Annotated in this window: 8 protein-coding genes; 3 read left to right on the forward strand and 5 right to left on the reverse strand. The window is 53.1% G+C overall.

The window, feature by feature from the left end:
* The 3 genes from U9S71_RS05410 to U9S71_RS05420 are packed head-to-tail and all read left to right on the forward strand — an operon-like array spanning position 1 to position 5,035.
* Positions 1 to 1,503 carry a Y-family DNA polymerase gene (locus U9S71_RS05410; RefSeq protein ID WP_326325861.1) on the forward strand — a complete coding sequence of 501 codons (1,503 nt, stop codon included), beginning with the start codon at positions 1 to 3 and terminating at the stop codon, positions 1,501 to 1,503.
* A gap of 14 nt (positions 1,504 to 1,517) precedes the next feature.
* Positions 1,518 to 4,661, forward strand: coding sequence for an error-prone DNA polymerase (locus U9S71_RS05415; RefSeq protein ID WP_326325862.1), 3,144 nt, complete (start codon positions 1,518 to 1,520; stop codon positions 4,659 to 4,661).
* Between the two features lie 38 nt (positions 4,662 to 4,699).
* Positions 4,700 to 5,035, forward strand: coding sequence for a hypothetical protein (locus tag U9S71_RS05420; protein WP_326325864.1), 336 nt, complete (start codon positions 4,700 to 4,702; stop codon positions 5,033 to 5,035).
* A 216-nt stretch (positions 5,036 to 5,251) separates the two neighbouring features.
* On the opposite strand, the gene rodA is transcribed toward U9S71_RS05420, so the two are convergent.
* From rodA to U9S71_RS05445, 5 genes are all read right to left on the reverse strand, one after another.
* Positions 5,252 to 6,523 carry a rod shape-determining protein RodA gene (gene rodA / locus U9S71_RS05425; RefSeq protein WP_326325866.1) on the reverse strand — a complete coding sequence of 424 codons (1,272 nt, stop codon included), beginning with the start codon at positions 6,521 to 6,523 and terminating at the stop codon, positions 5,252 to 5,254.
* Entirely contained in the window at positions 6,520 to 8,436 is a 1,917-nt protein-coding gene (gene mrdA, locus U9S71_RS05430) for a penicillin-binding protein 2 (RefSeq protein ID WP_326325867.1), read from the reverse strand. Before mrdA ends, rodA begins: the two co-directional genes overlap by 4 nt.
* A 31-nt stretch (positions 8,437 to 8,467) precedes the next feature.
* On the reverse strand, positions 8,468 to 8,983 hold the full coding sequence (locus U9S71_RS05435; protein ID WP_326325869.1) for a rod shape-determining protein MreD: 516 nt from the start codon (positions 8,981 to 8,983) through the stop codon (positions 8,468 to 8,470).
* Complete coding sequence (gene mreC / locus U9S71_RS05440) at positions 8,976 to 9,809, reverse strand: rod shape-determining protein MreC (protein WP_326325871.1); 834 nt, start codon at positions 9,807 to 9,809, stop codon at positions 8,976 to 8,978. Before mreC ends, U9S71_RS05435 begins: the two co-directional genes overlap by 8 nt.
* 91 nt (positions 9,810 to 9,900) lie before the next feature.
* Complete coding sequence (locus tag U9S71_RS05445; RefSeq protein ID WP_326325872.1) at positions 9,901 to 10,923, reverse strand: rod shape-determining protein; 1,023 nt, start codon at positions 10,921 to 10,923, stop codon at positions 9,901 to 9,903.
* Positions 10,924 to 10,928: the final 5 nt, after the last annotated feature.

Consider the following 10,928-nt stretch of genomic DNA (forward strand, 5'->3'; position numbering starts at 1 on the left):
ATGGAAAAGCGTTTTGCGTCGATCTGGTTCCGCTACCTTACTACAGACAGGCATGCTATCCGTAAGCCCGGCCTGCGCACGGTTCCATTCGCATTGGCAGCACCCGTGCATGGCCGGATGGTCATCACCGAGGCAAATGCGGTAGCCGAAGCGCAGGGGGTCACCCCCGGAATGGTGGTAGCCGATGCCATGGCGTTTCTGCCTGTGCTGGAGGTTGCAGATGCTCGGCCGGGGCTGGCTGCCAGGCTACTGAACGTACTCGGCTTGTGGTGCATCCGTTATACACCCACCGTAGCCTTGACATCGCCGGACGGCTTGATCCTCGATATCAGTGGCTGTGCCCACCTGTGGGGTGGTGAGCGTAGGTACCTGAAAGACGTAATGTCCAGGTTACAATCGCGGGGTTTCCACGTGCGGATGGCGGTTGCCGGCACCATTGGCGCAGCTTGGGCGATGGCTCGTTTCGGCGGGGAAACACCCATTATCCACAGCGGTAGGGAGGCCGATGTGCTCATGGACCTGCCTCCTGCAGCGCTCCGGCTGGAGCCGGAAGTGACGGCGAAGCTGCACAAGCTGGGGCTATGCACGATCGGTAGCTTCATGCACATGCCGCCGTCTGTGCTGCGGAGGCGCTTCGGCGACGGCCTGCCCCTGCGCTTGCGGCAGGCATTGGGCCAGGAAGATGAGTCTATGGTACCCCTCAAGCCCATACCGCCCTATGTGGAGCGGTTGCCCTGCCTCGAGCCCATCCGTACGGCAACGGGTATGGAAATCGCGATACAGCGATTGTTGGAGTCGCTCTGCAAGCGACTTTCTGGCGAGGGCAAGGGGTTGCGTGCGGCGATTCTTAGCGGCTACCGTGTAGACGGTAAGGTTGTGCAGGTGGATATCACCACCAGCCGCGCTACGGCCAGTATCCCACACCTGACCAAACTGTTCAAGCTGAAAATACCCCAGATCGAACCCGCCCTGGGTATCGAGCTGTTTATGCTGGAAGCATCCGGCGTTGAGGATATCGACCCCATGCAGGAAGCGTTATGGAGCAGTACCACGGGACTGGAGGACACGGCACTGCCTGAGCTCATCGACCGGCTGAAAGGCCGAGCTGGGATTCAAGCGGTCTACCGCTACCTACCCGACGAGCATCACTGGCCCGAGCGGGCTTTCCGCGAGGCGTCATCCATTACGGAGCTACCGCGTACCGGCTGGAAAATTGAAGGGCTACGGCCCACACGACTATTGCCCAGACCAGAACCCATCGACGTAACGGCACCCATACCGGATTATCCGCCGATGCTGTTCCGGTACCGGGGCGTGTTACATCCCATCAAGCGGGCTGACGGACCGGAGCGCATCGAGCGCGAATGGTGGATGGACCCTGGTGAGCACCGGGATTATTACTGCGTTGAGGATGATAAAGGAAGACGATATTGGCTTTTTCGCGCGGGGCATTATGGAGATGATCGCTCACGGCAATGGTTCCTGCACGGATTTTTTGCTTAGGAAGGAGCAGGCGCATGGCATATGTAGAATTGCAGATAACGACGAATTTCAGCTTCCTCCGCGGGGCTTCGCACCCCGATGAACTGGTGGAGCGGGCTGCGGCATTGGGTTACCGCGCAGTGGCTGTTACTGACCGAAACAGTTTTGCAGGTATCGTGCGGGCACATGTGGCGGCCAACAAGCATGGTATACGTCTCATCCCGGCCTGTCGAATCGACCTCTTAGATGGGCCCAGCCTACTGGCCTATCCTACCGATCGCGAAGCTTACGGGCAGCTATCCCGCTTGCTTACCAAGGGCAATCGCCGGGCCGTGAAAGGGCAGTGCCACCTGTATAGGGCCGATATTCTAGCGCATGGCGAGGGGATATACTTCATCGCTGTGCCGCCTGATAAACTGACAGCTACGTTTGAGCTGGAACCGGATTATATCCAGCACATTACGGCATACCGCGAGGCCTTGGGTAGTTACTTCTGCCTCGGTGCCGTGCGCACTTATACGGGCGATGATGCTAAAAAGCTGTTCCGCATCCATCAATTGTGTGAAACGTTGGATATACCCATGGTAGCGCTCAACGACGTGCATTATCACGTGCCGGAACGGCGGGAGTTGCAGGATGTGCTGACGTGCATTCGGGAGAAATGCACCATCCAGACGGCAGGTTTCCGCCTGTGTTCCAATGCGGAGCGCTATATAAAGCCCTCCGATGAAATGGCGCGTCTGTTCCGACAGTACCCCGAAGCCATCCAGAACGCGACAGCCATTGCCGATGCTTGCCATTTTTCGCTGAGCGAGCTGGAATATGTATACCCCGAGGAGTTGGTGCCGGAGGGCCATACCCCACAGGAGGAGCTCACCCGGCTGACCTGGGAAGGTGCCGGAAAGCGTTACCCGGGGGGCATCCCAGATAAGGTGCGGGAAGCCATCACCCAGGAGTTGGCCTTCATTGCTAGGAAAAACTATGCTTCCTACTTCCTTACGGTACACGACTATGTACGGTTCGCGCGTTCGCGCAACATCCTTTGCCAAGGACGGGGGTCTGCGGCCAACTCGACAGTATGCTATTGTTTAGAAATCACGTCGGTCAATCCGACCAAGGTTCGGTTGCTGTTTGCCCGGTTTATGTCTGATGCCCGCGACGAACCGCCCGATATCGACGTGGATTTCGAGCACGAAAGGAGGGAGGAAGTCATCCAATACATTTATGAAAAGTATACCCGCGACCGGGCGGCTATCGTGGCTACGGTAACGCATGTACATGCCCGGGGCGCCGCGCGCGATGTGGGCAAAGCGATGGGACTGTCGTTGGATGCCGTGGGGCGGCTCGCCGGCACGGTGAGCAGCCATTGGGATAATTATATCGATGAGCAGTTGCTTGTGGAGCAAGGGTTCAATCCTCGCGACCCACACCTGCGGAAGGTACTGCAGCTTATTGCCCAATACATCGGTTTCCCGCGTCAACTGGGGCAGCATACCGGTGGCTTTGTCATTACGCAGGGCCGGCTGGACGAGCTGTGCCCCATCATCAATGCCCGGATGGAAGGCCGTACGAACCTCGAATGGAATAAGGACGACCTCGAGGCTCTCGGGTTCCTGAAGGTGGATGTGCTGGGCCTCGGTATGCTCACCTGTATCCGGAAGGCGTTCGACCTGGTCAAACAGCATTACGGTCGCGACCTCACGCTGGCCAATATCCCCCAAGACAAACCAGAGGTATACGACATGATCTGCCGTGCCGATACACTCGGCGTATTCCAGATTGAAAGCAGGGCGCAGATGTCCATGCTGCCAAGGCTGAGGCCCAGAGACTTTTATGATCTGGTCATCGAGGTGGCTATCGTACGGCCGGGTCCGATACAGGGCGACATGGTACACCCTTACCTGCGGCGGCGCAATGGGGAAGAAGCGGAAGATTATCCATCCGAAGAAATCAAAGGCATCCTGGAAAAGACAAAAGGCGTTCCTTTATTCCAGGAACAAGCGATGGAAATCGCCATGGTAGCGGCGGAGTTCACGGCTGCCGATGCCGATGAGCTCCGGCGGAGTATGGCTACTTTCAAAGCCAAGGGGCAGGTTTCTGCATTTCATGAAAAGATGGTAACCGGCATGGTTAAAAAGGGGTATAAGGAGGAGTTCGCCAACCGCGTATTCAAGCAGTTGGAAGGTTTTGGTAGCTACGGCTTCCCCGAGAGCCACGCCGCTTCCTTCGCCTTGTTAGTCTACATCTCTTCGTGGATCAAATGCTACTATGCCGATATCTTCGCAGCATCACTACTCAATAGCCAACCCATGGGCTTTTACCAGCCTGCACAGATCGTTATCGACGCCCGCAAGCATGGCATTGAGATACGGCCCGTAGATGTAAACCATTCCCATTGGGACCACACGCTAGAAGGTGAATTCGATGTGAAACACCATGCCCTGCGTCTCGGCTTCCGGCAGGTGAAAGGACTGCGCGAGGAAGACAGCGAGCCCTTGATCAACGGCCGTGGCCGTGGGTATATGGTACTCCCGGCATTGGTCGATGCCGGCGTTTCGCTGGCAGCCATGGAGCGGCTAGCCGATGCTGATGCTTTCCGTTCGATGGGGTTAGACCGCCGCCGAGCCCTATGGATGGTCTCGGCTTTGAAAGATAGGCCTGTTGCTTTGTTTAGTGGCCAACCGTCCGAATGCACCAAAGAAGGGCAAATTGAGTTGCCACTGATGACGCCGGGTGAGCACGTGGTACAGGATTATGCCAGTACAAGGCTCTCTATTAAGGCGCATCCTGTGAGTTTCCTGCGTGAAAAGCTCGAGCTGCTACGCGTGACGCCCACCGGCAAGTTACCTACTATGGAAAATGGGGTATTTGTGAAGGTATGCGGAATGATCACTGTGCGGCAGCGGCCGGGTACGGCCAAGGGGGTGCTTTTTGTTACTATCGAAGACGAAACCGGCTTTGCCAACCTTGTGGTATGGGGCCCTATGTTCGAGAAGTACCGCCGCGAAATCCTGCAATCGCGACTGCTGATGGTGGCAGGCAAACTGCAGATTGAAGGTGAGGTCATCCATGTAATCGTGAATCACTGCACCAACCTGAACGGCTGGCTGCATGGCCTAGCTAAGCCCGAAGGGATTGATACTGCGGGGGTATTCCACAAGGGGAGGAATTTCCAATAAACATTTGTGTGCCTTCCCTGTTGTAACAATAAAAAGCTATGATGAATATGCCCAAACCCATGACGCCGCTATCTCGGGTGATCGAGCGGCTTGAAGAAAAAGGTTACGGTCGGGAACTCCTCATCACAGAGGAGGGCGCTCGTTTTGAGGATGGCAAACAGCTATTTCCTCCCAACCAGCTCACCATTATCAAGATTTACCGGTTTGAAGGCGAATCGGATCCGGCCGATATGTCTGTGGCCTATGCGATCCGTTCGAGCGATGGTCAGCAAGGTTTTCTGGTGAACGCTTATGGCACATATTCCAATCAGGATAACCCTTATTATGACGACTTTATTCGTAGTGTACCCGTAGATGAACAGGAAGATTTATAGCGGAGTGAAAATAAAAATAAAAAAATCACAAAAAAATTAGGAGTTTGTTAAAAATCTCCTAAATTTGTGGTCATTCATGTGTGCAGCCATTTGCGTAGTGCCCCCGTCCCTGGGGGCCGCGCATTTGGTATTTTACCTTTCTTGTTTTATGTTTTAATTTTTAACCATTACGCTTTTCTTTGCTTTTTGGGCTTCGCTTTTTTTGTTTCACAGCGTTTAAACAATTCCTTTTTTATTCGCATCGAATTTGAGCATGATAAAAAGCAGGATGGTGAAACTCCACAAAGACGAACCTCCATAACTGACAAACGGCAAGGGGATACCGATGATAGGGACAATACCGATGGTCATTCCGATATTGATGGCGAAATGGAAAAACAGAATACTCGCCACACCATACGCGTAGATACGGGCAAAAGCGGTTCGCTGGCGCTCGGCGATATTGACGATGCGTAGCAATAAGGTAAGGTAAATGCCGATGACCACCATGGATCCCACAAACCCCCATTCCTCGCCAACGGTACAGAAGATGAAGTCGGTACTTTGCTCGGGTACAAAATTATACTTGGTCTGTGTGCCCTGCAAGTATCCCTTTCCCCAGAATTGACCAGAGCCGATGGCGATCATGGACTGGTTGAGGTTATAGCCCTGTCCCCGCGGGTCGTCGATCTTGCCCAATAAGACATCGATGCGATTGCGCTGATGCGATTGCAACACATTTTGATAGACAAATTCTACGCAGAGCACATATGCTGTGGCAATGACAAAAAGAACAGCCAGACTGGTAATGATCTTCCGTTTCTTCCGGAAATAATAAATACCGAGTCCAATGACCACGGCAACCCCTGTAACCACTGCCCATTGATTGAATGCCAGGGTGAGCACGAACAGCATGATGGCAAGCGCCCCGAACAACATCCAAGGTCCGGAAATGTATCCTTCTCGGTAGAACACGAATACGAGTGCAAAAAAGGCCAAGGCCGACCCTGTATCGGGTTGCAGCAAAACCAACACCACCGGAAACGCCACAATAGCCGCACCGGCAAACAGGGTTTTAAGGTTGGGGGTTTTCGTGCTGTGGGCACTTAGAAACCGTGCCAACAGCAAACAGGTGGCCAGCTTGGCAAACTCGGAGGGCTGTAATCTGAAGCTTCCTATGGGAATCCAGGCCTGGTTCCCACCCACATTGCGCCCCACAATCAATACCGTGATGAGCAATAGGATGGTAATGGCATATAAAATTGGGGAAAAGGAACTGTAAAACTTGGCGTCTACAATCAGGATGACCACAGCGAGCAGCATGGCTGAAAAGATATAGATAGACTGTTTGCCGTAATTGGTTTCCATGCTGAACAGCCCCGGGTGTTCGGGGTCGAAAACTGCAGCATGGATATTGAACCAACCGATGACGCAGAGCAGCAACCACAGTAATACAGTGAACCAGTCTACCTCGCCGCCGAAGAACCTATTGCGATGGGGATTACTCATGCCGCAACCTCCTCCGGTTCTTTCCTTGGATCTGTAAGGCGTTTGGGGGCTGCCTTGACCGATTCCGTTGGTTCCTCTTCCTCTACCTTAGGCAGCAGGTCGGCGTTGTGGATGCGATCTTGGATGTATTTGGGCAGGGTAATGGTGTCTTTTAAGTATTGCTCTACCAGCATGCTAGCGATTGGCCCTGCCCATACACCACCATACCCGGCGTTCTCGACCACCACGGCAATAGCGATTTTGGGGTTTTCGCGGGGGGCGAATGCAAAGAATACCGCGTGGTCGGCTCCATGTGGATTTTCGGCGGTGCCTGTTTTGCCGCACATCTCGATATCGGCAATCCGTACGGAATACCCTGTGCCACCCGGCACGTTGACCGCCCGGCTGAGCCCTTCTACCACCGGATCATAATATTTTGCGTCTACCCCCGCTGAAATCTTTTCGGTAAATTCCGGTTTAACGATTTTCTTTTCGCCGATGGCTTTGATGAGGTGCGGCCGGTAGTAAAAACCACGGTTGGCTACGATAGCCATGATGTTGGCCATCTGTAAGGGGGTAATGCCCATTTCTCCCTGACCGATGGACAAAGATATGTTAAAGCCTGATCCCCATCGTGCATTTCCGTAGTGTTTGGTGTAATAATCGGCTGTAGGCAATAGGCCATCCTGCTCGCCCGGTAGGTCAATGCCAAGTTCATGCCCGATGCCGAACTTCATGGTCGCATCGCGCCAAAGCGTGTAGGCCTCGGCAGATGGCAAGTTGTTGCGGTGGTCTATCATACGGGCATAAGTATGGCCAAAATATGTGTTGCACGAACGTTGGATGGCGGAGACCAATGGAATGGAACCACACACATGTGTACATCGCATAATGGCTCGACCGCCCCCATAACGGTATCCGCCGGGACAGTTGAAAATGGTGTTGGCTTCGATGATGCCGGCTTGCTGGGCAGTGAGGGCGCTTACCACCTTGAACACCGACCCGGGTGGGTACTGGGCTTGGATGGGTCGGATGAACATCGGTTTGTAAGGGTCGTAGAGCAATTTCATGTAGTTGTTGCCCCGTTCGCGGCCCACCATCATGTTGGGGTCGTAGCTTGGACTGCTTACAAATGTGAGGATTTCGCCGGTGGCCGGCTCAATGGCCACGACGCTACCGATCTTATTGCGCATCAATTTCTCGGCAAGGATTTGCAGGTTCTTATCCAATGACGAGACCAGGCCGTCGCCCGCTATGGCTAACGTATCGTATTTGCCGTCGGCAAATGAGCCCTGGGGCCTGTTGAAAGCATCGACCATTACGTTTTTCAACCCCCGCTGCCCCCGGAGGAGTTCTTCATACGCCCGTTCCACGCCGCTGGCCCCGATGTAGTCACCTGGTCGGTAAAACCCGTTGGAACGTTCAATGTCGCGATCGTTGACTTCCTGGATGTATCCCAGGAACTGGGCTGCGATGCTATCCGGGTAGCTGCGCACCGTACGGTTCTGCACGTAGAACCCACGGAATTTATACAGGTGTTCCTGCAGTTTGGCGTAGGCGGTTGAAGGGATTTGCTTTTCGAATTGGGATGCTTTGTAGGGGGAGTAGTCGCGGGCGATTTTCATCCGCTTTTCGAAACCCTCCCGATCGATACCCACCAAATCGCACAGCAATGCCGTGTCGAGGTCTTTAACCTCGCGGGGCGTTACCAGAAGGTCATAAACCGGTTCATTCTGTACGAGCACTTGCCCGTTGCGGTCGAGGATAACGCCGCGCGCGGGGTAGATGACCATCTTGCGCAGCACATTGTTGTTGGCCGACAACAGGTAGCTATCGTCTATCAATTGCAAGTAAAACAGGCGCGCGGCAATGACGATGGCCACGGCGATGAATATACCTTGTACAATGTATTTTCGCTCAAAAAATGCGTTCATTTATACGGATGTGCCTTGGCGGCTGCTTGTTTTAACGCTGTTTTTTCCGGTAAAAAAGCAGACTGAACAATAAAATGATAACGACGGTAAATATACAACTTAATAAGATACGGGTAATGGTGTATTGGAATTGATGGAATGTGAACGTTTCGAGCATGAATAATACCGAATGGTGGAATAGAGTAAGCACAAAAACGTAAAGGAAATACCAACGGAACGGCACCGTTCCGGGCAGGGGAGTCATGTAGTTTTCGTGCTGGTCGCTTTGTAGGGTAACGCGTATAAAAAGGATGCGGCCCCACGCCAGGGCTACGCATGCCGCCGCGTTGACACCAAGGGTGTCGTAAAATCCATCGATGGTAATACCGGTAAGAAAAGCGAGGACATATAGGATGAAATTGGGGATGCCCACTGGGAGTAATAAAACAAACAAGATGTAAGGAAAGGGGGTGGCTAGATTGTAATATCCCATGTTTTTGAATAGGAATACTTGCAATGCTGCCAGTACAAAAAAACGCACGATGTTGAATGTGAGCACCTTAGCCATCGTTTTCGCTTTGAGATTCCAATACTTCCTTTTCGTTGGCGAGCATATCTACCACCACGTACACCTGCCGCAGGTTGTGGAAGGGTGTGCTGAACTTGACATGGATGTCAAGGAAACTGTCGCCACCTGACGTGCCCAGCCGCGCGACGTGACCTACCAATAGTCCAGGTGGAAATAGCGAGAACCCAGACGTAAATACCTGCTCGCCTTCCCGCACCTTCACATGGTTGGGAATGTCTTTAAGCACACCCACTTGTGCATCGTAACTATCGCCCCACATCAACGAACCGAACGCACCACTGTCTTCTAGGGCGGCACTGACGCGCGTTTCGCTATGGAGCAGCGATTGCACTGTGGAAAAATGCTCCGAGACATTCAGTACGATGCCCACGATTCCATTGGAGCTAATTACCCCCATGCCTTTTTCGATGCCCTGCTTCCGGCCTTTATCTAACGTGATATAGTTGTTTTTTTGATGGATGCTGTTATTGGTCACCTTGGCCACTACGTAGCGGTATTGTATGTTTCCTGCACTGTCGAAAACGGCACCGCCCACCACGCTGTCGGGGGCCGTGAAGTGTTGCAGTTGTTCCCGCAAGCCCGCGTTTTCTTTGGCCAGTTGTTCGTTTACTTCCCGAAGGTGAAGGTAACTTTGCCAAGTGTTGATACGTGCATAGGCCGAGCCAATGAACTCGTTGGACGAATTGATGGCAGACGCTCGCTGGAATGAGTTGTTTTGGACGACGAGATATACCGCAAATACAAAGAAAAGCACGAAAAAGAAGAAGGCATTATATTTAGTTAGAATGAGCCACAGGTTCTTCATTCATTTGCTGCTTTTTTGCTGTTCCTATTTTTTGCTCGTTATCATTGCGCTTGCCCTCGTAAACGACGAGTGGCAATTAGCAAACAGTTGTTTATTGCATCAAAAACTTAAATGAGCCGATGTTTTTCAGGGCGATACCGGTTCCCCGCACGACCGCCCGTAAGGGGTCTTCGGCCACGTGGACCGGAAGCTTGGTTTTTGCCTGGACCCGTTTATCCAAACCACGTAACAGTGCGCCACCACCGGTGAGATAGATGCCGGTTTGGTAAATATCGGCGGAAAGCTCGGGGGGCGTGATTTCCAATGCTTTGAGGATCGCTTCTTCGATTTTAGAAATGGATTTGTCCAAGCAGTGGGAAATTTCGGTGTACGATACGGTGATCTGCTTGGGTACGCCGGTCATCAGGTCGCGGCCCTGTACGGCAAAGTCGGCCGGCGGCTCCTGCAATTCGGGTAGGGCAGAACCCACTTCGATTTTTATTTTTTCTGCTGTACGGTCGCCGATCATGATGTTGTGCTGCCTGCGGATATACTGTACGATATCGGAGTCGAAGTTGTCGCCAGCTACCCGTATCGACTGGTCACAGACGATGCCGGATAACGCGATGACCGCGATTTCAGTGGTGCCACCACCGATATCGATCACCATGTTCCCCATAGGCTCTTCGACGTCGATGCCGATGCCTACAGCGGCTGCCATGGGTTCGTGCACTAGGTAGACTTCCTTAGCACCAGCGATTTCGGCCGAGTCACGCACGGCCCGTTTTTCCACTTCGGTAATTCCCGAGGGGATACAGATGACCATACGGAGCGAGGGGAAAAACCAGCCCTTGCCGTTGTTGACCATCTTGATCATGCCGCGGATCATATGTTCGGCCGCGTTGAAGTCGGCGATCACCCCGTCTTTCAAGGGCCTTACCGTCCGGATGTTGTCATGTGTTTTACCCTCCATCTGCATGGCTTGGCGCCCTATCGCAATGACCTTGTTGGTGGTGCGGTCAAATGCTACAATCGACGGCTCATCCACCACTACTTTGTCATTATGGATAATGAGGGTGTTTGCCGTACCCAAATCAATAGCAACTTCTTGTGTAAACCAGTTAAATAAGCCCATCCGGC

It is taken from the genome of Parapedobacter flavus, assembly GCF_035818675.1.
In the GTDB taxonomy this organism is placed as follows: Bacteria; Bacteroidota; Bacteroidia; order Sphingobacteriales; family Sphingobacteriaceae; genus Parapedobacter; species Parapedobacter flavus.